The 21,198-nt window shown below is 65.3% G+C and carries 21 protein-coding genes and 3 pseudogenes; 9 read left to right on the forward strand and 15 right to left on the reverse strand.

From position 1 onward, the window contains the following. Window positions 1–137: 137 nt before the first annotated feature. The 4 genes and pseudogenes from mqo to CFB89_RS17365 all read right to left on the reverse strand — a co-directional run bounded on the left by mqo (window position 138) and on the right by CFB89_RS17365 (window position 3,846). Window positions 138–1,781, reverse strand: a complete 1,644-nt coding sequence (mqo, locus tag CFB89_RS17350; RefSeq protein ID WP_089468920.1) for a malate dehydrogenase (quinone) — start codon at window positions 1,779–1,781, stop codon at window positions 138–140. 550 nt (window positions 1,782–2,331) lie between these two features. Further along, a complete protein-coding gene (locus tag CFB89_RS17355) occupies window positions 2,332–2,637 on the reverse strand; it encodes a hypothetical protein (RefSeq protein ID WP_179233461.1) in 306 nt (101 codons plus the stop codon). A 77-nt stretch (window positions 2,638–2,714) separates the two neighbouring features. Next, window positions 2,715–2,822 (reverse strand): annotated as a pseudogene (locus CFB89_RS35660) (Lrp/AsnC family transcriptional regulator); the annotation flags it as partial. A 154-nt stretch (window positions 2,823–2,976) separates the two neighbouring features. Further along, window positions 2,977–3,846, reverse strand: a complete 870-nt coding sequence (locus CFB89_RS17365) for a mechanosensitive ion channel family protein (protein WP_089468922.1) — start codon at window positions 3,844–3,846, stop codon at window positions 2,977–2,979. 280 nt (window positions 3,847–4,126) lie between these two features. On the opposite strand from CFB89_RS17365, the gene CFB89_RS17370 reads away from it, so the two are divergent. Beyond that, window positions 4,127–5,497 carry a M23 family metallopeptidase gene (locus CFB89_RS17370; RefSeq protein ID WP_089468923.1) on the forward strand — a complete coding sequence of 457 codons (1,371 nt, stop codon included), beginning with the start codon at window positions 4,127–4,129 and terminating at the stop codon, window positions 5,495–5,497. Between the two features lie 90 nt (window positions 5,498–5,587). On the opposite strand, the gene CFB89_RS17375 is transcribed toward CFB89_RS17370, so the two are convergent. The 3 genes from CFB89_RS17375 to CFB89_RS17385 all read right to left on the reverse strand — a co-directional run bounded on the left by CFB89_RS17375 (window position 5,588) and on the right by CFB89_RS17385 (window position 7,812). After that, window positions 5,588–6,322: a fucose-binding lectin II gene (locus CFB89_RS17375; RefSeq protein WP_089468924.1), complete on the reverse strand. Its 735-nt coding sequence runs from the start codon at window positions 6,320–6,322 to the stop codon at window positions 5,588–5,590. 158 nt (window positions 6,323–6,480) lie between these two features. Next, entirely contained in the window at window positions 6,481–7,299 is an 819-nt protein-coding gene (locus CFB89_RS17380) for a fucose-binding lectin II (RefSeq protein WP_089468925.1), read from the reverse strand. A 123-nt stretch (window positions 7,300–7,422) separates the two neighbouring features. After that, on the reverse strand, window positions 7,423–7,812 hold the full coding sequence (locus tag CFB89_RS17385; RefSeq protein WP_089468926.1) for a fucose-binding lectin II: 390 nt from the start codon (window positions 7,810–7,812) through the stop codon (window positions 7,423–7,425). A 961-nt stretch (window positions 7,813–8,773) separates the two neighbouring features. Here CFB89_RS17385 and leuA point away from each other — a divergent pair. Further along, window positions 8,774–10,483, forward strand: a complete 1,710-nt coding sequence (leuA, locus tag CFB89_RS17390; RefSeq protein WP_179233487.1) for a 2-isopropylmalate synthase — start codon at window positions 8,774–8,776, stop codon at window positions 10,481–10,483. A gap of 143 nt (window positions 10,484–10,626) precedes the next feature. On the opposite strand, the pseudogene CFB89_RS35775 reads toward leuA, so the two are convergent. Continuing rightward, a pseudogene (locus CFB89_RS35775) lies at window positions 10,627–10,701 on the reverse strand (hypothetical protein); the annotation flags it as partial. Window positions 10,702–10,723: 22 nt separating this feature from the next. Between CFB89_RS35775 and CFB89_RS17400 the strand changes: the two are divergent. Further along, window positions 10,724–10,960: a hypothetical protein gene (locus CFB89_RS17400; protein WP_256979692.1), complete on the forward strand. Its 237-nt coding sequence runs from the start codon at window positions 10,724–10,726 to the stop codon at window positions 10,958–10,960. A 126-nt stretch (window positions 10,961–11,086) separates the two neighbouring features. Next, window positions 11,087–11,269, forward strand: a pseudogene (locus tag CFB89_RS17405) (helix-turn-helix transcriptional regulator); the annotation flags it as partial. 38 nt (window positions 11,270–11,307) lie between these two features. Here the strand turns inward: CFB89_RS17405 and CFB89_RS34330 are convergent. The 3 genes from CFB89_RS34330 to CFB89_RS17415 all read right to left on the reverse strand — a co-directional run bounded on the left by CFB89_RS34330 (window position 11,308) and on the right by CFB89_RS17415 (window position 12,758). Next, the gene (locus CFB89_RS34330; protein ID WP_144030125.1) at window positions 11,308–12,003 is read right to left on the reverse strand and encodes a hypothetical protein; all 696 of its coding nucleotides are present in this window, start codon (window positions 12,001–12,003) and stop codon (window positions 11,308–11,310) included. A 99-nt stretch (window positions 12,004–12,102) separates the two neighbouring features. Beyond that, the gene (locus CFB89_RS17410) at window positions 12,103–12,423 is read right to left on the reverse strand and encodes a helix-turn-helix domain-containing protein (protein WP_089468928.1); all 321 of its coding nucleotides are present in this window, start codon (window positions 12,421–12,423) and stop codon (window positions 12,103–12,105) included. After that, window positions 12,423–12,758, reverse strand: coding sequence for a SymE family type I addiction module toxin (locus CFB89_RS17415; RefSeq protein ID WP_089469414.1), 336 nt, complete (start codon window positions 12,756–12,758; stop codon window positions 12,423–12,425). The genes CFB89_RS17410 and CFB89_RS17415 overlap by 1 nt, the downstream gene beginning before the upstream one ends. Before the next feature lie 894 nt (window positions 12,759–13,652). On the opposite strand from CFB89_RS17415, the gene CFB89_RS17425 reads away from it, so the two are divergent. From CFB89_RS17425 to arsH, 4 genes are all read left to right on the forward strand, one after another. Next, window positions 13,653–14,000, forward strand: coding sequence for a helix-turn-helix transcriptional regulator (locus CFB89_RS17425; RefSeq protein WP_089468930.1), 348 nt, complete (start codon window positions 13,653–13,655; stop codon window positions 13,998–14,000). Window positions 14,001–14,022: 22 nt separating this feature from the next. Beyond that, a complete protein-coding gene (locus CFB89_RS17430; protein ID WP_089468931.1) occupies window positions 14,023–14,517 on the forward strand; it encodes an arsenate reductase ArsC in 495 nt (164 codons plus the stop codon). A 61-nt stretch (window positions 14,518–14,578) separates the two neighbouring features. After that, window positions 14,579–15,652 carry an ACR3 family arsenite efflux transporter gene (arsB, locus tag CFB89_RS17435; RefSeq protein WP_089468932.1) on the forward strand — a complete coding sequence of 358 codons (1,074 nt, stop codon included), beginning with the start codon at window positions 14,579–14,581 and terminating at the stop codon, window positions 15,650–15,652. A gap of 20 nt (window positions 15,653–15,672) precedes the next feature. Beyond that, complete coding sequence (gene arsH / locus CFB89_RS17440) at window positions 15,673–16,395, forward strand: arsenical resistance protein ArsH (protein WP_089468933.1); 723 nt, start codon at window positions 15,673–15,675, stop codon at window positions 16,393–16,395. A 262-nt stretch (window positions 16,396–16,657) separates the two neighbouring features. Here the strand turns inward: arsH and CFB89_RS35360 are convergent, their stop codons facing one another. The 3 genes from CFB89_RS35360 to CFB89_RS17455 all read right to left on the reverse strand — a co-directional run bounded on the left by CFB89_RS35360 (window position 16,658) and on the right by CFB89_RS17455 (window position 18,960). Beyond that, window positions 16,658–16,783 (reverse strand): hypothetical protein, encoded by a 126-nt coding sequence (locus CFB89_RS35360; RefSeq protein ID WP_256979693.1) that lies wholly within the window; start codon window positions 16,781–16,783, stop codon window positions 16,658–16,660. Window positions 16,784–16,847: 64 nt separating this feature from the next. Continuing rightward, on the reverse strand, window positions 16,848–17,657 hold the full coding sequence (locus tag CFB89_RS17450) for a TlpA disulfide reductase family protein (RefSeq protein WP_089468934.1): 810 nt from the start codon (window positions 17,655–17,657) through the stop codon (window positions 16,848–16,850). Window positions 17,658–17,955: 298 nt separating this feature from the next. Next, entirely contained in the window at window positions 17,956–18,960 is a 1,005-nt protein-coding gene (locus CFB89_RS17455; protein WP_089468935.1) for a hypothetical protein, read from the reverse strand. A 192-nt stretch (window positions 18,961–19,152) separates the two neighbouring features. Between CFB89_RS17455 and CFB89_RS17460 the strand changes: the two genes are divergently transcribed. Beyond that, window positions 19,153–19,878: a class I SAM-dependent methyltransferase gene (locus CFB89_RS17460; RefSeq protein WP_089468936.1), complete on the forward strand. Its 726-nt coding sequence runs from the start codon at window positions 19,153–19,155 to the stop codon at window positions 19,876–19,878. A gap of 168 nt (window positions 19,879–20,046) precedes the next feature. Here CFB89_RS17460 and CFB89_RS17465 read toward each other — a convergent pair whose 3' ends face one another. Beyond that, a complete protein-coding gene (locus tag CFB89_RS17465; RefSeq protein WP_089468937.1) occupies window positions 20,047–21,084 on the reverse strand; it encodes an aldo/keto reductase in 1,038 nt (345 codons plus the stop codon). Window positions 21,085–21,198: the final 114 nt, after the last annotated feature.

The raw sequence follows: 21,198 nt of genomic DNA on the forward strand, positions 1-21,198 counted from the left end.
GTGCCGCAATTCTAGCGGAAGCCGGTGCTTGCGCCCGGCGCGCGCCACGAAAAACGGCCGCCCCGGAGGGCGGCCGTGTCGGGCGGCATAACGGTGCCGCATGAGTGCCGCGCGGGTGCCGCGCAGCGTCGGACGCGTTACAGCGCCATGTCGGCCGACGCCTTCGCCGGGCGGGCCGGCGCGGCGCCGGTAGCCTGCGACGGCGCGCCGAGGTCGATCTTCGGCGGCGGCGACAGCTGCAGCACGTCGCTCGTATAGGTCCATTCCTCGACGACCTTCGCCGGGCTGTCGTTCAGCTTGGTGCCGTAGCTCGGCACGATCTGGCGGATCTTCTGCTGCCACTCGGGCGTCGCGACCTTGTCCTTGAACACCTTCCTCATCAGGTTCAGCATGATCGGCGCGGCGGTCGATGCGCCCGGCGACGCGCCGAGCAGGCCCGCGATGCTGCCGTCCTGCGACGCGACGATCTCGGTGCCGAGCTTCAGCACGCCGCCCTTGACCGGATCGCGCTTGATGATCTGCACGCGCTGGCCGGCTTGCCACAGGCGCCAGTCTTCCTTCTTCGCGTTCGGGAAGTATTCCTTCAGCGCGTTAAAGCGGTCGTCGTCGGACAGCATCAGCTGGCCGGCGAGGTACTGCACCAGCGGGAATTCGTCGACACCCACGCGCATCATCGGCGCGACGTTGTGCAGGTTGGTGCTCTTCGCGAGGTCGAAGTACGAGCCGTTCTTCAGGAACTTGGTCGAGAACGTCGCGAACGGCCCGAACAGGATGATCTTCTTGCCGTCGATGATCCGCGTGTCGAGGTGCGGTACCGACATCGGCGGCGAGCCGACCGACGCCTTGCCGTAGGCCTTCGCGAGGTGCTGCTTCACGACCTCGGGGTTGTCGGTCACGAGGAACGAGCCGCCGACCGGGAACGCGCCGTAGTCCTTCGCTTCGGGAATGCCCGACGCTTGCAGCAGGTGCAGCGCACCGCCGCCCGCGCCGATGAACACGAACTTCGCGTCGACCGATTGCGGCGGTTCGTCGGAATGCAGCTTCACCCACGACACGTGCCACGTGCCGTCGGCGTTGCGCGTGATCTCGCGCACTTCGCTCGACAGCGACAGCGTGAAGTTCGGCTGCGTCTTCAGGTAGCCGACGAACTGGCGCGTGATCTCGCCGAAGTTCACGTCGGTGCCGATCGGCGTCCACGTCGCGGCCACCTTCTGCTTGCGGTCGCGACCTTCCATCATCAGCGGCACCCACTTCTTGATCTGGTCGTAGTCTTCCGAATACTGCATCCCGCGGAACAACGGGCTCGCCTGCAGCGCTTCGTAGCGCTTCTTCAGGAAGCGGACGTTGTCGTCGCCCCAGACGAAGCTCATGTGCGGCGTCGAGTTGATGAACGCGTGCGGGTTCTTCAGCACGCCTTGCTTGACCTGCCACGCCCAGAACTGGCGCGAGATCTGGAACGACTCGTTGATCTCGATCGCCTTCGAGATGTCGACCTTGCCGTCCGCCTTCTCCGGCGTGTAGTTCAGTTCGGCGAGCGCCGAGTGGCCGGTGCCGGCGTTGTTCCAGCCGTTCGAGCTTTCCAGCGCGACGCCGTCGAGGCGCTCGACCATCGTCATCGACCAGTCGGGCTGGAGTTCGTGCAGCCACACGCCGAGCGTCGAGCTCATGATGCCGCCGCCCACCAGCAGGACGTCGACCTTCTTCGGGTCGGCGGCGTGCGCGGACGATGTCGCGACGCACAGCGCGAGCGCCGACAGTATTACCCGTAACGTTTTGATCACAGCAGATCCCTTTTTCAACTTGGAAGCATCGGTTTGCCATGCCGCCCGGCGTGCGGTTCCGTTGTGCCGAAACACGGGTCCGGAGATCCGGATCACGAATCCGGAATTCCGGATCGGCGATGCGCGTCGTTGCATTTGCGCACGTGAAGCCATTCGGAAGGACACCTTCGGATCGGCTCCCGCGAGCAGACTAGCGCCTGCGTCGCGACGGTGCGCCACGCGCCGGGGCCCTGACGGCAAGCCCGAGCGGACGGCGCTTCCGGCTGCGTTGAAAGAGGCCGCGCGCGACGCGTTTTGCGGGGGCGGGTTGGCAAGGGGCGCGTAATATAACCGAACTCGGACAACGTGTCGCAGACGACGAATATCCCCGTTTTCGTGGGGTTTTTTGTGCGTCCGGGTTTCCGGAATGACGGTGCGCGACGCGGGGAAAATCGATCGGGGTCGGCGGGGTGGGATGCGTGCGATTCGCATGCCATGCACCAGACCGGAACCTCATCGGATCGCGGCGTTGCACCGCGATCCGTTCACAGTTACATCAGTTAACCTCACTTCACTTCGTTCCGCCGTTCGCGCAGAACTGCTCATAAGCCTGTGCCGAATTCGCAAAGCCCTGCGCCTTCGCGAGTTCCCACGGACGCTCGCATTGTTGCGTCCGCGCGCACCACGCGTAGCCGGCCGAGCCGATGCAGCCGTGCGCGTCGCGATCGCCGCCGACCAGCGGGGGGGCCGCCTGCGCGGCGGTATCGGGCCGCGCGGACGCGTTGGCCGGCGCGGACGATTGCGCCGCACAGGCGCTCAATGCGAACACGCAAGCCATCGCGGCGGCAAACGATGCGGCGGGAGAGTAACGTTTCATCGGGTAGCGCTCCATGGGATGACGATCGACAGCGGATGCCCGTGCGCGGGCGCTTGAAAGCATGAGCGATCATGCGTCGGCACCGGCACGCGCGACGAGAACTTCACCTCGCGCAACGCGAGGCTCGACTGGATCGACGACACGCCAGCCGGATTCGTCAGCACGCGCTCAAGGAAACCGGCGAAGGTGCCGGTCACAGTCTATCGCGGCGTGATCGGCGAAACGCGCTTCGCGCCGCAGGGCGAGCTGAGGCACGGCGCGATCTCGGTGTTCACGTACAGGAGCGGCCGGAAGGTGGGTGCTGGACGTCGTCAGGATGCAACGCCGTGCGCCGCTGCCTTACGAAACCCGCACGCGTGCATCGCCGGTGCGACGCTCCGCGTCGTGCACGATGTGCAATTCCCGTGTGCGGATCGGCAGCGCGCAGTCCGCCTCGGCGAGCGCCTTGCGTACCTGGCGCGCGAGGCGCCAGCGCATCGCCCAGAACGTGTCGGTATACGTCCACACGCGCATGTTCGCGACGGCCGTGCTGTCGTCGAAGCGCATCACCATCACGTCCGGCGCGGGGTCCTGCAGCACGTCGGGATCGGCCGCGGCCAGCGCACGCAGCGCGTCGAGCGCGCGATCGATGTCGTCGTGCACGGACACTTCCACTTCGAGATCGAGGCGGCGCGTCGGGTTGCGCGTGTAGTTGCGGATCGAGCTGCCCCACAGCGCGCTGTTCGGCACGTACTCGCAGATGCCGTCCGGCTTGGTGAGACGCGTCATGAAGAGCCCGACCTCGTCGACGGTGCCCGCGACGCCCGAGCCGCCGTCGATGTAGTCGCCCACCTTGAACGGCCGCAGCAGCAGAAGCATGATGCCGGCCGCGATGTTCTGCATCGTGCCCTGCAGCGCGAGCCCGATGGCGAGGCCGGCCGCGCCGAGCACCGCGACGATGCTCGCGGTTTCGATGCCGAGCTGCGACAGCGCGCCGACGATCGCGACGATGCGGATGCCCCACACCGCGACGTCGCAGAGGATCGGCCGCAGCGTGTCGTCGACGCGCTCCTTGTTCGAGAGCAGCCGGTTCAACCAGTTGCCGACGCGTTTCGACAGCCACCAGCCGGCGATGAGCAGCGCCAGGCCGGCGGACAGCTTGAGGGAGAGGGCGGACAACGCGTTCCACAGGAACGTCCAGCGTTCCGGATGAAGATGGTCGAGAAACATGACGGGATTCCGGTTTTGAACACACAGTGCTCGGCGCGTGTCGCGCGCCGGCAGCCCTCGACTGTACACGGCAGCGCGGGTTCGGCGCGAATGCGTGGCGTCACGACTGCGTTGTTTTAGTACGAGTATTAAGCTGGCTTTCAAGAAAATAAGACAAGTCCTATTTGGCCGTTTCGACCGCGCCGATACACTTGCTTTCGAGTAGCCGGATCGCGCCGATCGTTCCTCCGCGAAGCCTGGTTTTTTCCCGATTTTTCAATGAATAGCGAGTGACGACGTCATGCGGTCAGACCTGCGTTTACGTGTCGCACGCGAGCAAGGTCGACCCGCACCTCGCGGCGATCACCGTTTCCCGATTGGCCGTGCATTACTGCGCGGCATCGTCGCGGCGGCCTGCGTGGCCGGCGCACAGGGCGCGGCAGCGCAGGCGTTTCACGACGCCGCGCCGGTCGCGCCCGCGACGGCGGAAACCACCGACCTTGACGACGTGCCTTTCTTCAATTCCGCGCGTACGACGTGGGGCGGCCTGCGTGCATCGTCCGCGCCGCTCGACGTCGCGTACGTGTCGCACGCGTTGAACGTGTCGACCGGCATCGGGCGCGGCGATCCGGTGGCGCGCTTTGGCGCCTGCGTCGCGTATCGCGTGCTGTGCGAGACCGCGCGCGACGCGGTCGAACGCGGTTATGCGTCGCGGTTCCATTACGGGCTGGCGTCGGCGCTGCCGGCGACGGGCGTGCAGTCGGCGTGGGCGCGAGGCGCGGTCGATCTGGCATCCGCCGAGCCGTTCACGTTCGCGCAGCCGGATCGCGGCACGCGGGCCGGCGCGATCGTCGACAGCCTGCACGCGTCGCTGGCGCGCGCGGATCTGCCGGCCGGCGTCGCCGCGCAGGTCGTCCGCGTGCTGGCCGGGCGCGTCGATCCGACGCAGCACGGCGCGCGGGGCGATACGTTCCGCGTGGCATTCGAGCCCGACCACGACGCAGCGCGGCCGGGCCGCGTACGCGTGACGGCGCTCGACGTCCGCTTTCGCGGGCAGAGTGTCGCGGCCGTGTGGTTCGCGCCGCAGGCCGGCTCGCCGGGTGCCTATTACGAACTCGACGGCATGCCGCTCGCCGGCGCGCGCTTCGCGATGCCGGTCGCCGCGACGCGCATCAGCTCGCAATTCGGCACGCGCGTGCATCCGGTGAGCGGGGCGCGTCACGTGCATTCGGGCGTCGATCTCGCGGCGCCTGCCGGCCGCGCCGTTCATGCGTCGGAGCGCGGCGTCGTGACGTTCATCGGCACCGAGCCGCGCGGCTACGGCAAGTACGTGGTGATTCGCCATGACGGCGGTTACGCGTCGTACTACGCGCACCTGTCGGCGTTCGAGCCGACGTTGCGAACCGGCGCGCGCGTCATGCGCGGTCAACGCGTCGGCGCGGTCGGCAGCACGGGCACGGCGACCGGCCCGCATCTGCATTTCGAGGTTCGTCGGCATGCCCGTCTCGTCGATCCGATCGAACTCGTGCATGCAGCCAAAGCGGCGCAGCTGAAGGGCGCGCAGCGCGTGGCGTTCAACCGCGTGGCGCGTGACGCACGCACGCAACTGGCGTCGGCCGCGTTCGCGCAGCCGGTGGCGATGTCGACGGCTGCCGGGCCGCAGGCGGGGTGATCGGTGCGAGCCTGCGCTCGCAGAGGGCCGAGGCACACCGGCCAATCGCCACGCCGGGCGGCGTGGCGACGACCGTCAGGCGCCTGCGGTTCAACCCAGCGGCCAGTTCAGGATCGCGATGCCGTCGTTGTAGTCGCCGTCGCCGCCATCTTCCGATCCGACCAGCCCGAAGTAGGTCTTCTTGAAGATGTCGACCTGACGCGAGCCGATCTGCGACGGCTTGCCGTTCGCCGTCACGACCACACGCACCTTGCCCTTGCCGGAGTTCACGATCTGCGTGTTCAGGTTCGCGTCCTGCGTGCCGGCGCCCTGGAACATCGCGGCCGGCTTCGGATTGTCGTCGACGAAGACCTCGATCGTCTGCTGCGCGGACGAATTGACCAGCGCGGTCACGCCGAAGGCGATGTTCGGCGGCAGGTTGAAGACGCCGTCGCGTTCGCCGCCGCCGGTCGGCACGGGCTCCGGCTGCACGGGTTGCGGCGTCGCTTGCGAGAAGTAATTGACCACCGCGCCGACGCCGAACTTCGCCGCGGCGCCGGGCAACACGCCCGGCGCGCCGGCCCACGTCACCGTGCACGCGACGACCTGGCCGGTCGCATCGGTTTTCACCTTGTTCTGCCAGCTGCCGACGTCGAAGCTGTACGGGATCGTCGCGATATCGACGAACACGTCGTACTGCGGCAGTTTATCGACGAGCTGCGCGGTCATGAACTGACGCATCCGGTCGAGCACCGCCTGATCTCCATTGGCCTGCACGGCAGTGGCGTCGTTGCCCGCGAGTTGCAGCAGCGCGTACAGGTCGTCGTGGGTAAAAGGTTGTGACATGTCGTCCTCGTCTTGATGGAAAGTCTCGCGCCGCGCGGCCGGTGAACCGATTTCACCGGGCCGCGCGCGGCGCTGAGCGTGGAACTGCAAATGACTGTTCGAACGATTCGCAATGCAGGGTGGGCGTAGCCATTGCGATGTTTCGCCACCGCCGCTGCTCAGCCGAGCGGCCAGTTCAGGAACACGATGCCGTCGTTGTAGTCGTCGTCGGCGCCATCTTCCGACCCGACGATCCCGAAATAAGACTTCTTGAAAATGTCGACCTGCCGCGAGCCGAGCCGCGACGGCCTGCCGTTCGCCATCACGATCACGCGCACGCGTCCCTTGCCCGAGTCGAGCACCTTCGTGCCGAGGTTCTGGTCCTGCACGCCGGTGCCCTTGAACGTCGCGGCGGGTTTCGGGTCGTCGTCGATGTAGATGTCGATCGTCTGGTCATTCGCCGCGTGGGCGAGTGCGGTGACGCCGAACTTGATGTTCGGCGGCAGGTTGAACGTGCCGTCGCGTTCGCCGCCGCCAATGTTGCCCGATCCGCCGCCACCGGTTTCGGTGCCCGGATTGCCGCCGCCTTGCGACGGCGATGGCGTGGCCGCTTCCCCGATCGCGGACAGGCTCGCGTACGAATCGATATGCATCGCACTGCCGCGCACGCTTTTCCACTGGCCCTTCACGAACGTGACGCCGCTGCCGACGTCGATCGTCGCGACGAGCGTGAACGGCATGCGTCCGGTGCTTTCGGGCACCTTCGACGAATAGGTGAAGCAGCCGTCCGCGACGACACCCTTGTCGGTCGCGATCGCGAAATAGATGCCGGGGAAGTTGTTGCCGGTCGCGTAAGGTGTCGGCACGTTGAGGGTGACCTGCAGTTTCCCGTCGCGAATCCCGGCCTTCGCGATGTCGATGTACAGGCCCGGGATATCGACGTAACGCTCCGACGTCGCGACGGGCGCGCTGACGATCGAAGCGGAAAGGAGCGGCATGGACGTCTCCGGTGATGAGGCGGTTTTTTCTGGATGGGGCGTGAGGGTCCGCGGAACGCGGCGCAAACCCGCCGGCCGCCACGGAGGCGGCTGGCAGAGATCGACCGTCGATTGCGCGTCAGGTCAGCCGATCGGCCACTGGAGCACGACGATTCCGTCGTTGTAGTCGCTGTCGTGGCCGTCTTCCGACACGACGATCCCGAAGTTGACCGTGAACGGCGAGCCGTCCGATTTCTTGCCGGTGATCGGCGCGAGGCGCGCATCGGTCGCCGATTTCTTCCCGTTTACCGACACTTCGAAACGGATCTTGCCGTTGCCGGAATTCAGCGTGGCTTCGCGCGGGCCGTCGCGCGTCGTCAGCTTGTGATACGCGGCGGGTTCCTGGCTGTCACCGATAAAAAGCTTGATGTGCTGTTGCTCGGCTGCATTCGCGAAGAAAATCGCACGGAAATCGGTATTCGACGGAATCGAAAACTCGCCGGCGCGATTGGATGACGTTTGAGAGTCGGCCATGATTGCCTCCAGATGGTTATTGGATAAGGCGTGCGCCTTGTCGCGCAAACGTTTTCAGTTTGAAGCGCGACATACAAAGCATGGCGAAAAATAAATAAAAAAATATTCATATAGGAATGGTTATTGTTCAGTAAATCGAAAAGCGGCGCTAATCGATTTAATGAAATGTGCTAAATGAAGGGGGTTTCGATATATTCGAGAAATGGTATCGATACGTATATCGGTTTCTTGAATGATGCGAGAGCGCGCAACGCGGAGCAAGACGGGCGAGGCGCAATCGGGCTTCGGAGCAGACGCTCGACGTTCGCATATGGCAGCGTTTCGTTTCAACATCGACATCTCTGTCGTGGCCGCGCCCACCGGCCACCGTCGAACGTCCACACCGAAACCCGATCGCAAGGGAGGGTGTGCGGCGACCGGCGAAGAGGACAGACCGACTCACTCCGAACATGAATAGGGCCTTACCGGCGCCGCACCCGTGAAGCATATCGACGGGGGACGGCGCCGCCTATCGGACGGGACTGATTCTGCGCGAACGCGCGTGTCGCGGGATCGGGCGAGGCGGAAGCGCACTCGTCCCCGGTTGACAACCGTGGCCACCCTGTGATTTGATGCCGGCCATGCACGCCGCTCAGTTCCTCTTCTCGCTACGACTACTAGCCCGCTTCTCCGGGCTGGGTCTGCGGCTGCGCGCTTTCCATCTGCTTCGTTCCTGAAGCGCCAGATTTTCCCCGCATCACCGACCTGGCCCCGGTTGTCGACCGGCGCCTGAGTTCGTCTTTCTTCCGTCATCACTCCGCTCCGTCCCGGTCGCTCAACCGCCAAGGCTGTCGTTTGCCGTACCGCTTTGCCGTTGTGCCGATTTTTTGCCGTTTTTACCGCTGCGCATGTAGCCGGCTCCTGACGCCGAAGGCTGCCGCGCCGCGTTTCACCGACAAACTGACCGAGGACCGACATCATGATGCTGAAGAACCCCGCGACGAAATACCGGCCGTTCACGCCCGTCAATCTGCCCGACCGCACGTGGCCGTCGCGCACGATCACGCAGGCGCCGATCTGGATGAGCACCGACCTGCGCGACGGCAACCAGGCGCTGTTTGAACCGATGGACGCCACGCGCAAGATGCGGATGTTCAAGACGCTGGTCGCGATCGGCTTCAAGGAAATCGAGGTTGCGTTCCCGTCCGCGTCCGAAACCGATTTCAACTTCGTTCGCGAGCTGATCGAAGGCGGTCACATTCCCGACGACGTGACGATCGAAGTGCTGACGCAGGCGCGCGACGATCTGATCGAGCGCACCTTCGCGTCGCTGCGCGGCGCGAAGCGCGCGATCGTGCACCTGTACAACGCGACCGCGCCGGAATTCCGCAAGATCGTGTTCGGCCTCGATCGCGACGGTGTGAAGCAGCTCGCGGTGAACGCCGCGCGCACGATCAAGCGGTGCGCCGATGCGGCGACCGGCACGCAGTTCACGCTGCAGTACAGCCCGGAAACGTTTACGGCGACCGAACTCGAGTTCGCGAAGGAAGTCTGCGACGCGGTGTTCGACGTGTGGCAGCCGACGCCGGCGCGCAAGTCGATCGTGAACCTGCCGGCCACGGTGGAAATCGGCACGCCGAATTACTACGCGGACCAGATCGAATGGATGCACCGCAACCTCGCGCGCCGCGATTCGCTGATCCTGTCCGTCCATCCGCACAACGATCGCGGCACCGCGGTCGCGGCGGCCGAACTTGCGGTGATGGCCGGTGCCGACCGGATCGAAGGTTGCCTGTTCGGCAACGGCGAACGCACGGGTAACGTCGATCTCGTGACGCTCGCGCTGAACCTGTACACGCAGGGCGTCGATCCGGGCCTCGATTTCTCGCAGATCAACGAAGTCGCGCGCACGTCCGAGGAATGCACGCAGTTGCCGATCCACCCGCGTCATCCGTATGTCGGCGACCTCGTGTTCACCGCGTTCTCCGGCTCGCACCAGGACGCGATCAAGAAGGGCTTCGCGGTGCAGCGCGCCGACGCCGTATGGGAAATGCCATATCTGCCGATCGATCCGAACGATCTCGGCCGCACGTACGATTCGATCATTCGCGTGAACAGCCAGTCGGGCAAGGGTGGTATCGCGTACCTGCTCGAACAGGGCTACGGCGTCGCGCTGCCGCGCCGCATGCAGGTCGATTTCAGCGCAGCCGTGCAGCGCCTGACCGACGACAGCGGGCACGAGGTGACGAGCGCGCAGATCTGGTCGTTGTTCCAGCAGGAATACGTCGAAAGCGATGCGCCGCTGCGTTACGTCGGCCATGAGCTGACCGAGCGAGATGGCCGCGAGACGATCGTGCTGACCGCCGACGTGCACGGCGAGCGCCGCGTGCTGCGCGGCGAAGGCAACGGGCCGCTCGATGCGCTGATGCATGCGTTGCATACGCCGCTGCGAATCCAGCATTACGAGGAACGCGCGCTGTCGCAGGGCGCCGACGCGAAGGCGATCGCGATCGCCGAGCTGGCCGGTACGGGGTTGCGCGGCAGTGCATTCGGTGTCGGCGTCGATGCGAATCTGACGACCGCGTCGATTCGTGCGGTGATCAGCGGCGTGAACCGCGCGTATGCGCGCGCGGACGCCGCGGTGCAGGCGACGTTCTTTGACGTGGCGCAGGCGGTGAAGGCCGTGGCGTAAGGGGACGGTGGCGGTCGCGCCGGGGCGCTCCGGTGTGGCCGCGTCGCAGCATGGTCGTTGCATTGCCCGCCGAGGGCAGCGTGCAGCGCCTGCTTCATGAAGTCCAGCCATGCGCGCGTCTTCGCATCGAGATACCGGCGCGACGGATATACCGGAAACATCCCCACTTCATCCGCGCGGTAGTCGGGCAGCGCGCCCGAACGCAGCGCGTCGTCCACGACGAAGTCCGGCAGCAGACCGATGCCTGCGCCTTCCTGTACCGCGATCCCAAGCGATGCGTCGGGTGCCGTCGCGGCGCCGTTCCAGCTCGGTAACGCACATGTGATCGTGAAGCTAGACGAGAAGCGCGTGACGACCGTGCCGACGTTTGAAGCAGCGAAGAACGTGCTGCGTCAGCAACTCGAAGCGCACGCGCAGCAGCGTGCGCTCGGGGTGGTGGTCGACAAGCTCGCTCAGCAGGCGACGATTCAGCAGTAAGCGGGGGTGTCAGGAAGTCGGTGGATCGTGTGATTCGCGGGGTGAGGCCGCTGCCGTTTGTGATGGCAGCGGCTTTTCTTTTGCGTCGAGCGTGTGCAGCGTGGCATAGGAGGGTAGATCGTTCGGCTAGCTGCGCGTAAAGGAGCGGGCTTGACGCAGGCGCAAGTCGCGGAGCGAATGGGAACCACAACATCCGCCGTATCCAGGCTCGAAGCCTCGCTGTCGAGCGAGAAGCATTCGCCGTCGTTTTCGACGCTGCGCAAATACGCTGCCGCATGCGGAAAGAAGCTCATTATCTCGTTTGCGTGACCGGGCCTGAAGTGCGCTGCGGTTAGCGTCGCGTCCGTCTAGACGGGTGAAGCGATGCGCGATGTGAGCGCGAGCGCGGCTTTGGTGGTCAGTTCCTTGGCGTCGTCGAAATGCAGATCGGCGAGCACGTTGCTCGTACAGCGAGACGCTACGTGTGGCAGTTGCATCCATGCGGCGGCAACTCCTTTGTTTTCGAATACGTCAATCGCACGTGCGATGCGATCCGATTCCTCGGCAGAGAGGCGCTCCGATTCGACGATACTGCGTGGGATCGTCGGACACGGGAGTTTCGGACCTACGAGTAATGTCTCGACCGGTTCATGCTGAAAATCAACTGCGTTCCGTAAGGCGATGTTGGTTACCATCCCTTGACCGATCAGTCGACGTAGTTCGAGCACATCGAATTGATCGAGAGAATTCTTGATGTCGTCGTAGACGGCTTCCAATCTCGTCGAATCGATATGTTGCCTGTTCGATTTCGTCGCCGTTGTACGGCCGCTGGTGGATTGCTTCAATGGCATCGCGAAACACCTCTCTACTGGAACGTCGAGACACCCATTCAGGATTCGACCTATGAGCGGCGAAGCAATCGTGTGCGGCCAGCGTTGAGGACACGTCGACCGGTTTTTAAAATCAGCCCGGTCCGATTGGCTGTAACAATCCGCCACGTTGAATGGATCGAGTGTGGCGACGGAGCCGCTTCGGCGGCGCCCGTTGAGCTCGGCCGTAGTCATGCTATGCAATTCGATAGCATTTATTCCTAACGCATGCCTCATGCGAGCGCTGATGCGCTTTCGGCTGCCACACACTTCTTGAAGCCGAGCTCTAGGCCGTCAGACTGAAACCGTGATTCCCGCCGGGCCAGACTCCCTCGCCGGCCTCACCACGATTTCCACATGCTGGCCGAACGACGCCAGCGTCAGCATCAGTTGGTCCAGCGTCACGTTCCGGAGCCGCTCGCGCTGCTCGGGGGTGACTACCGGCCGAGCCATTTCGGAGAGGGCCGCAGCCTCTTCTTCGGTCAGGCCGCGCGACGCCATCAATGCATTGAGCTTCAGTACGAGGACGGACTTGGCCGTCAGTTCACCGACGTCGTAGTAGTCGAAATCGTCAGGCACGTTGTCGCTGCGTTGATTCGATGCGTCGTCGTTCATCACGCTTCCTCCGTCATCATCGAAAAGCGCCGCTGCTGCCCGGTTCCGCGATCGATATCGGGGAATCCCGCGTTCTTGACCGAAGCGCAATCCGCGTCGTCTATCGGCGTGCTCACCAGCCGCTTGTGCGACACCTCGATTCGCAGGCGCTGCTCGGGATCGAAGCCTGCTGCCTCGATCCACCGGCCGCACAGTTTCGTCCACAGATACACGACAGGTGGTGCCATGTCGGACAGCCTGATGTGCGGAATGACGCGGCGAGATTGAAATGGCGATTGCGGGGAGACAAAACAATCGCGGAAATACGTTGGTGCGTTATGATTCGCGCCAGCCATGGTCAACTCCTTGGTGATGAGTTGGTTGTGGTCAGCGGCCCGCAGGTGGTAACAGCACCTGCGGGCCGCGCTCGTTTGCGCAGCCGATTTCGAGCGCCGCTCCATCACATGCATTGCATGCCGAAGCAGCCCAAGACTCTCCGCGAAAACGTGCAACCAATGTAGCGGAGAACATCGGGCGTCAGGCACCGGTCATGTACGAATTCATCGGCATTGGCCATTTGGCCGATGCCTGGAATGCTTGCTGCACAACGATGCCGGGACATTCACATTGGCTCGACGCCTCCTCGTTTCATCGTCGATGTGTCAGAAAGCGTTTCAGAGACGGCTTCGGTCGGCCCACCGTACGCCGCGCGAGTATCTCGTTCTCGCCCTGCCGATAGCGTTCTAACTCGCGCACGAACGCCGCCGCATCGCCACGCCAGCGTGAAAGCCGCCGCGACGGAGGCGGCGGAAGCCACGTCCGCGAAGCGCGTGCATTGCCCGTTGCGGGCATCGGGTCGGCGGGTGAGACGGTGGCGGTTGCGATGGCTGTGGCGTCGAATGCCGTGGTCGCGCAAGCCGCGACGCCGCGGCACGCCGTGCGACGCCGCCAGTGCGGCAGGCCGCCTCAGCGGCCGATACGCCGGCGGCCGCGCCGGTATCGATTCGACCCACGCCGTCGGCATGACGGCCGCCGAGTTCACGCAATGGCTTGCCGCGACGCGCGATACGTCGCGACCGGCAGCGGGCCGCACCGATCTATCGGTCGAGGCCTGAGTCATACGCGGTAGATCCCCCACGGACTTCGGGGAGGTGTCACGCGCCTCGCCTCCCCTCGACGGAGGACCGTCCTTGCGACGCCGTGCATCAGCATCGCTTCCATCGTTTCCATATTTCGACTATTATAGAAATATGGAAACGAACGAAACCATTGCCGCACTCGCGGCGCTTGCGCATGAATCCCGCCTCGCGATTTTTCGCGCGCTCGTGCAGGCCGGGCCGCAAGGCATGCCGGCCGGCCAGATCGCGACGCTGCTCGCCGTGCCGCCGTCCTCGCTGTCCTTTCACCTGAAAGAACTGGCGCACGCGCAGCTCGTGACGAGCCACCAGGACGGCCGTTTCGTGGTCTATTGCGCGAATTTCGACACGATGAACGGGCTGCTCGGCTATCTCACGGAAAACTGTTGCGGCGGCAATCCGTGCTCGCCGGTGTCCGGCTGCTCGCCTTCCGGAAAGGCCGACCGCCCCCGTCAATCCTGACGTGCATTCGCGCGCCCCGCCCATGACCACGAACGTCCTGATCCTCTGCACCCACAACTCGGCGCGCAGCGTGCTGGCCGAGGGCATGCTCAATCACTGGGCTGCGACGCTCGGCAAGGATGTGCGTGCCTACAGCGCCGGCAGCGCGCCGAGCGGCCGTCTGAATCCGTTCGCGCTGGAAGCGCTGACGCATGCCGGTGTCGACGTCAGCGGGTATCGCAGCAAAAGCTGGGACGAATTCGTCGACGACGATGCGCCCGACATGCGCGTCGTCGTCACGGTGTGCGACAGTGCGGCGTCCGAGACGTGCCCGTACTGGCCGGGCAGCCCGGTCAAAGTGCACTGGGGCTACGCCGATCCGTCGAACGCGACGGGTGGCGACGACGGCAAGCGTCTCGCCTTCGAACTGACACGGCAAGCAATCGGCTATCGGATGCTGCAGTTGCTGGCGTTGCCGCTCGATCGTATGAATGACGACGCACTCCGGGCAGCGCTGATTGAAATCGCGCAACACTGATCGCGCGCAGTGCGATGTGCCGAAACGGCGGCTGCCCATGACTTCAAGACCGAATCATCCAATGAATACGCCGAACGTCACGCCGCCCGGTACGGCGGTCGCGCAACCCGCGATCAACTTCTTCGAACGCTACCTGACCGTCTGGGTGGCGCTGTGCATCGTCGCGGGTATTGCGCTCGGTCAGGTGCTGCCGGGCCTGTTTCAGGCGATTGGCCATATCGCGTATGCCCAGGTCAATCTCCCGGTCGGGCTGCTGATCTGGGTGATGATCATCCCGATGCTCGTCAAGGTCGACTTCGGCGCGTTGCATGAAGTGCGTCGGCACGTGAAAGGCATCGGTGTCACGCTCGTCGTGAACTGGCTCGTCAAGCCGTTCTCGATGGCGTTCCTCGGCTGGCTGTTCATCCGCCATCTGTTTGCGCCGCTGCTGCCGACCGAACAGCTCGACAGCTATATCGCCGGGCTGATCCTGCTCGCTGCCGCGCCGTGCACGGCGATGGTGTTCGTGTGGAGCCGGCTGACGGGCGGCGATCCGCTGTTTACGCTGTCGCAGGTCGCGCTGAACGACAGCATCATGGTGATCGCGTTCGCGCCGCTGGTCGGCCTGCTGCTGGGGATGTCGGCCATCACGGTACCGTGGGCGACGCTGCTCACGTCGGTCGTACTCTACATCGTCATTCCGGTGGTCCTCGCGCAGATGCTGCGCAAGCGGTTGCTCGCGAATGGTCAGGCGGCGTTCGATGCCGCGATGACGAAGATCGGCCCGTGGTCGATCGCCGCGCTGCTGGCTACGCTCGTGCTGCTGTTCGCGTTCCAGGGTGAAGCGATCTTGAAGCAGCCGCTGGTGATCGCGCTGCTCGCGGTGCCGATCCTGATCCAGGTGTTCTTCAATTCCGCGCTCGCATACTGGCTCAATCGCGCAGTCGGCGAAAAGCACGCCATCGCGTGCCCGTCGGCGCTGATCGGCGCATCCAACTTTTTCGAGCTGGCGGTCGCGGCCGCGATCAGCCTGTTCGGCTTTCATTCCGGCGCGGCGCTGGCCACCGTCGTCGGCGTGCTGATCGAGGTGCCGGTGATGTTGCTGGTCGTGCGCCTCGTCAACCGGTCGAAGGACTGGTACGAGTGCCGGGCTTGAAATCGCGAGAGCATCTACCTATGACCGACTACCTGAACGACTTGCCGCAACTCGACGTCGAACTGTTCCGTGTGCCGGACGCCGTGCAACTGCGGCCTGCGGCGCCGTCGACGCATCCGCCGCGGCTTTTGCTGCTGTACGGTTCGCTGCGCGAGCGTTCGTTCAGCCGCCTATTGATCGAGGAAGCCGCACGGCTGCTCGTGGCGATGGGTGCCGAAGTGCGTGTGTTCAATCCGAGCGGCCTACCGCTGCCCGACGACGCGCCCGACAGTCATCCGAAAGTGGTCGAGCTGCGCGAGCTCGTGATGTGGTCGGAGGGAATGGTGTGGTGTTCGCCGGAACGGCACGGCGCGATGACGGGGATCATGAAGGCGCAGATTGACTGGATTCCGCTGTCGGTCGGCGCCGTGCGGCCGACGCAGGGCAAGACGCTCGCGGTGATGCAGGTGAGCGGCGGTTCGCAGTCGTTCAACGCGGTGAACCAGATGCGCGTGCTCGGGCGCTGGATGCGCATGCTGACCATCCCGAACCAGTCGTCGGTGGCCAAGGCGTTCATGGAATTCGACGAGGCGGGGCGGATGAAGCCGTCTGCCTATTTCGATCGCGTCGTGGACGTGATGGAAGAACTCGTGAAGTTCACGCTGCTGACGCGCGACGTCTGCCCGTATCTGGTCGATCGGTACAGCGAGCGGAAGGAAAGCGCCGACCAACTCTCGAAACGCGTCAATCAATCGCATATCTAGCGTTCGTCATCGAACGAACGCCGGGACGGCTGGACCAGCCGGATTCGAGCCGTGCCGTATCTAGCCGCCGCGCGTACGGTCGGATCACGCGCGTGAGCGTGCGAAACAGCGCACATTCTCCTTTCGAGCGGCGCGCGCATGCTGGCGGATCAAGTGCAACAGGCAGTCGATGAAGCAACGCGCCGCTCGTCGATCCGCGCGCCGTGCCGCGTGAACAGATGGTCGATCAGCGCGGCCTGGCCGTCCGCCGACGAATTCGGCATCAGTCGCGATCGAGCAGTTCGTGCACCGACGTCGCGCGTTCGCGCGAATGCCGGGCACTCACCATCACCGACGTGTCGTAGCGCAATAGCGGCTCGGACGCGAATTCGTGCGCGGCGCCGGTCATTGGACGGACGTGTCATTCGGCCGATACCGAACAGGTGGCGCGGCTTCTCGTCAGCCGCGGGGCGTTACTGCCCGAAGCGTTGCGTGACGGTGTCCTTCAACCGTGCGGCGGTCAACTCGCCCATGTGCGATTCGACGAGCTCGCCTTTTGCGTTGAAGAACAACGTGGTCGGCAACCCGCGCGAACCATACGCGTGCATCGCATGCAGCGACGGGTCGAGCAGCACGTGGTCGAAGCGCAGGCTCTGCTGGTCGAGGAAAGCGCGCACGGCTTGCGCGCTTTCCCCCTGGTTGAGCATCAGTATGGTGATGCCCGGGTGGTTGCGCTGCGCCTGTTCGAGGATCGGCATCTCGCGGCGGCACGGCGCGCACCACGTTGCCCACAGATTCACGACGGCCGGCTTGCCGACGAAGCCAGCCGGCAATACGGGCGTCGAATCGAGCGCCTGGAGCCGCATCTCGGCAAGCGGCGGCGCACCGCGCTGCAACGTCGCCAGCGTGCCTTGCGCGATGCCCCACGCACCGAGGCCCGCGACGATGCCGGCCAGCACCGGCCGACGCAATGCGGGCAGGCGGCGCAGGCGCCAGCCGGCGAACACCAGCGCGGCCGCGATGCCGATGCGCGCGTCGAAGCCGCCGTCGCCGAGCGCGACGATCGCGCGCGGTGACGCCGCATAGTCCGGCCACCACTGCGCGACGTAACCGGCACGCGCGGCAATCAACCCGAGCAGCAGCGCGTCGAGGATCAGGCTCGACGCGGTTTTGTGATGCCCGTCCGGCGGGCGGCGCTGGATGACACGCGCGACGAGCCACGCCAGCAGCGCGGCGACGGCGACTGCAACGACGCGGATCGAGAAGGGACCGATGCTCAGCATGAAGTAGGAAGAATGGACGTGATCGAGCGGGGCAGAAGACGGGCTCGTCCGCCGCGGCGACGAGCCGTCGACAGTCGTGCGGCGTTTCGACCGGTTGCCGCGCATGAGGGTTCCCTTCGCGAACGTAATGGCGTGTTGCGGCTCGTGATGGGCCTCCCCGGCAGCTCAGGCGTGCATGATGTTCACGTTTGGGTTGGCGCGGCGGTTTGCACCGAGGAAGTCGAGATAATATGCGGCGAGTGACGAACGGCGTTGGAGATTTGCTATTGCTTTCGCAGCGGCGTCGCTTCGTGGGCGATTACTGGCCGTTGCCCGCCCCTGCTTCACCGAGCCGATACGCGGTAAAGAATTCGTACCACGGCGACCCTTGCGCGACCGGCACGCCGAGCGCGGCCGTGCGCTGTTTCAGCGCGCCGAATACGTCGTTGATGAGTGCATTCGTCGCGCTGTCGCGGAATGGAACCGATTGCGTCCGCCCCGCGGCGAACGCGCCGTACGCGATCGCGAGCAGGCGTGCGCGGTCGTTCGTGCCCGCGATCGTCGCGTCGATCGTTTCGACGAAACGCGGCCGGTCCTCATCGCGCGCTGCGGACAGGCACAGGAACACGATCGCCGACAGCTCGTGCGGATCCTTCTCGCGCAGCAGCGCGGGCAGCCGTGTCACGATCCGGTCCACCCGTTCCTCACGCAGCGCATCGCCGAAGTCGAGCACGGCGGTCATGGGGTTCGTGTCTGTTTTCAGGCGGTCGAGCGCCAATTGCCGGGCCGACGGCGCGCCGTCCTGCGCTGCAGCCAATGCAGACCGCAACGCATCGGCCACCTGCTGCGTCCATTCCGGAAAAATCATTCGCACGTTGCCGAACTGCTCGCCGCCTTCCGCGGCCGGGTTCCACCGATAAACGATCGTGCCGCCGTGAACGAACGGCGAATACAGGTGCTCGGGCGTTTGCGGCAGCGGCCGCCGGTTGATCGGCAGCCATGCGAGCGTGAGCCAATCGTAACGGCCTGCCGCGGGGACGGCCGGGCTCGAACTCGCGACGACCTGCCACGTGCCGCGATTCGCATAGCGGCGGCGCGCGTCGGGCACCGGGACCGTCCGGCCTTTCGCGGTGTCGAAATACGTCTTGCCCGTGATGCTCGCGCCGCTGTCGGCGGCCGGCGTAATGGTCGAGATGACCCACGACGCGCCGTCCGCCGAGCGGTAGTCGGACAGCTTCAGCGTCGCCACGTCGTGCACCATGCGCGTTTCAGCCGCGACGGGGCTCGGCGTGGCATCGGCGAGCGCGGAGAAGATACCTGGCATGGGCTTTCCTCGGAATCGGGTGCGTATCGTCGAACGAGGCGATGCGCGGTGGCACGGGTGGCGGTGTCGTAACTGTAGAACGTCGTGACCGGAAACGGAAACTGGCCAAACGGGGTAATCGGTGCACGTCGTTCGCGCTTCGGCTTACCATGCACATCCTGAGCCGACGACGCCCACCGGGCGGGAACACGCATGACCGACACGAAAGCCATGACCGAACACTGGACACAGGTAGCCGACCAATGGATCGACTGGGCCGGCAAGCCGGGCCACGATGCGTTCTGGAAATATCGCGCGGGGCTCGCGGCCTACATCGGTCGCGGCACCGGCGTCGCGCTGGAGATCGGCTGCGGCGAAGGCCGCGTGAGCCGCGAGTTGAAGGCGCTCGGCTACGACGTGACCGCGAGCGACGCGGTGCCCGCGATGCTCGATGCGGCGCGTCACGCCGATTCCGCGCATCGCTATCAACTGGCCGACGCGGCGGCACTGCCGTTCGATGCCGCCAGCTTCGATCTCGTGATGGCGTACAACGTGCTGATGGATCTCGACGACATGCAAGACGCGTTGAACGAGGCGCGCCGCGTGCTGAAGCCGGGCGGCACGCTGTTCATCTCCATCGTGCATCCGTTCCGCGATCGCGGCGGCTTTGCCGGGCCGCAGCCCGATGCGCCGTTCGTGCTGACGGGCAGCTATTTCGGGCGCGAGCATTTCGACGGCGTGGAAACGCGCGACGGGCTGTCGATGCACTTCGCGGGCTGGTCGCTGCCGCTGCAGGCGTATATGGAGGCGCTGGAGGCGGCCGGGTTCGCGATCGTGTCGCTGCGCGAGCCGCCGCCCGATCATGCCGATACGGATCAACTGAAGCAGTGGGCGCGCGTGCCGCTGTTTCTGTGGATCAAGGCGCGACCGCTGGGGTGAGTGCGGAGGGGACATGTTCCCGGGACGACAAATGAGTGCGTAGGAACGGTGCCCCTCGCGCGGCAGAAAATGACCGGCGGGCCGGTTTTGTATCCCCGGCTATCAAGTGGGCGGCCGTCTCGCCGCGGCCAGGCACGCGTGCCGGCCTGATGCCGAGGCCTTCGCGGCTTACCCGCGCATCGGCGGATTGAGCCGCGCGAACGCCGCTTGCCGGCGATACGGGAAGTACGGATACGGCGCTTCCACCGCGCTTGCCGCATCGAGCTTCGCGACCTGCGCATCGGTCAGCGCCCAGCCGACCGCTCCGAGGTTCTGCCGCAACTGTTCCTCGTTGCGCGCGCCGACGATCACCGACGACACGGTCGGCCGCTGCAGCAGCCAGTTCAGCGCGATCTGCGGCACCGTCTTGCCGGTTTCTTTCGCGATCGCGTCGAGCGCATCGACCACGTCGTACAGGCGTTCGTCGTCGACCGGCGGCCCATAGCTGGCCGTTTCATGCAGGCGGCTGCCTTCGGGCAGCGGCGCATTGCGCCGGATCTTGCCGGTGAGCCGGCCCCAGCCGAGCGGGCTCCACACCAGCGCGCCGAGGCCCTGGTCGGCGCCGAGCGGCATCAGGTCCCATTCGTAGTCGCGGCCGACGAGCGAGTAGTAGACCTGATTGGCCACGTAGCGCGACCAGCCGTGCCGGTCGGCCGCCGCGAGCGACTTCATGATCTGCCAGCCGGCGAAGTTCGACACGCCGATATAGCGGAGCTTGCCCGCGCGCACGAGATCGTCGAGCGTCGACATCACTTCCTCGACCGGCGTGCCGGCGTCGAACGCGTGCAGTTGCAGCAGGTCGACGTAGTCGGTGTCGAGGCGGCGCAGCGCGTCGTCGACGGCGCGCACGAGCCGTGCGCGCGACGTGCCCGCGTCGTTCGGGCCGTCGCCGGTCGGCAGGCCCGTCTTGGTCGAGATCAGCACTTGGTCGCGGCGCCCCTTGAGCGCGGCGCCGAGCACGCGTTCGGACGCGCCGTCGGAATACACGTCGGCCGTGTCGAACAGGTTGACGCCGGCTTCGAGGCAGATGTCGACCAGGCGGCGCGCTTCGTCGACGCCGGTATTGCCCCAGGCACCGAACAGCGGGCCGGCGCCGCCGAACGTGCCGGCGCCGAAGCTCAGGACGGGGACCTTGAGGCCGGAGCGGCCGAGCGTACGGTATTCCATGTGCATTTCCTCCCGTCGTGTGAGCGCGGCGCGGCCGCATATCGATCATCCGGCGATCAATGTACCGTTTGCGACTTTTTCAGATAATCCCGAAGATGACGAAAATATCCTTCG

This window comes from Burkholderia sp. AU16741 (assembly GCF_002223345.1).
GTDB lineage: Bacteria > Pseudomonadota > Gammaproteobacteria > Burkholderiales > Burkholderiaceae > Burkholderia > Burkholderia sola.

Excerpts from the sequence above, each read along its gene's own strand:
- CFB89_RS17465 (WP_089468937.1), bottom strand. The coding sequence starts at position 21,084 with ATGGAATACCGTACGCTCGGCCGCTCCGGCCTCAAGGTCCCCGTCCTG.
- CFB89_RS34330 (WP_144030125.1), bottom strand. The coding sequence starts at position 12,003 with ATGACTACGGCCGAGCTCAACGGGCGCCGCCGAAGCGGCTCCGTCGCC.
- CFB89_RS17430 (WP_089468931.1), top strand. The coding sequence starts at position 14,023 with ATGACCACGAACGTCCTGATCCTCTGCACCCACAACTCGGCGCGCAGC.
- CFB89_RS17365 (WP_089468922.1), bottom strand. The coding sequence starts at position 3,846 with ATGTTTCTCGACCATCTTCATCCGGAACGCTGGACGTTCCTGTGGAAC.
- CFB89_RS17355 (WP_179233461.1), bottom strand. The coding sequence starts at position 2,637 with ATGAAACGTTACTCTCCCGCCGCATCGTTTGCCGCCGCGATGGCTTGC.
- CFB89_RS17455 (WP_089468935.1), bottom strand. The coding sequence starts at position 18,960 with ATGCCAGGTATCTTCTCCGCGCTCGCCGATGCCACGCCGAGCCCCGTC.
- CFB89_RS17450 (WP_089468934.1), bottom strand. The coding sequence starts at position 17,657 with ATGCTGAGCATCGGTCCCTTCTCGATCCGCGTCGTTGCAGTCGCCGTC.
- arsB (WP_089468932.1), top strand. The coding sequence starts at position 14,579 with ATGAATACGCCGAACGTCACGCCGCCCGGTACGGCGGTCGCGCAACCC.
- arsH (WP_089468933.1), top strand. The coding sequence starts at position 15,673 with ATGACCGACTACCTGAACGACTTGCCGCAACTCGACGTCGAACTGTTC.
- CFB89_RS35360 (WP_256979693.1), bottom strand. The coding sequence starts at position 16,783 with ATGACCGGCGCCGCGCACGAATTCGCGTCCGAGCCGCTATTGCGCTAC.
- CFB89_RS17400 (WP_256979692.1), top strand. The coding sequence starts at position 10,724 with ATGCCTGCGCCTTCCTGTACCGCGATCCCAAGCGATGCGTCGGGTGCC.
- CFB89_RS17415 (WP_089469414.1), bottom strand. The coding sequence starts at position 12,758 with ATGGCTGGCGCGAATCATAACGCACCAACGTATTTCCGCGATTGTTTT.
- CFB89_RS17370 (WP_089468923.1), top strand. The coding sequence starts at position 4,127 with ATGCGGTCAGACCTGCGTTTACGTGTCGCACGCGAGCAAGGTCGACCC.
- CFB89_RS17385 (WP_089468926.1), bottom strand. The coding sequence starts at position 7,812 with ATGGCCGACTCTCAAACGTCATCCAATCGCGCCGGCGAGTTTTCGATT.
- CFB89_RS17425 (WP_089468930.1), top strand. The coding sequence starts at position 13,653 with ATGGAAACGAACGAAACCATTGCCGCACTCGCGGCGCTTGCGCATGAA.
- CFB89_RS17460 (WP_089468936.1), top strand. The coding sequence starts at position 19,153 with ATGACCGACACGAAAGCCATGACCGAACACTGGACACAGGTAGCCGAC.
- CFB89_RS17375 (WP_089468924.1), bottom strand. The coding sequence starts at position 6,322 with ATGTCACAACCTTTTACCCACGACGACCTGTACGCGCTGCTGCAACTC.
- CFB89_RS17380 (WP_089468925.1), bottom strand. The coding sequence starts at position 7,299 with ATGCCGCTCCTTTCCGCTTCGATCGTCAGCGCGCCCGTCGCGACGTCG.
- leuA (WP_179233487.1), top strand. The coding sequence starts at position 8,774 with ATGCTGAAGAACCCCGCGACGAAATACCGGCCGTTCACGCCCGTCAAT.
- CFB89_RS17410 (WP_089468928.1), bottom strand. The coding sequence starts at position 12,423 with ATGAACGACGACGCATCGAATCAACGCAGCGACAACGTGCCTGACGAT.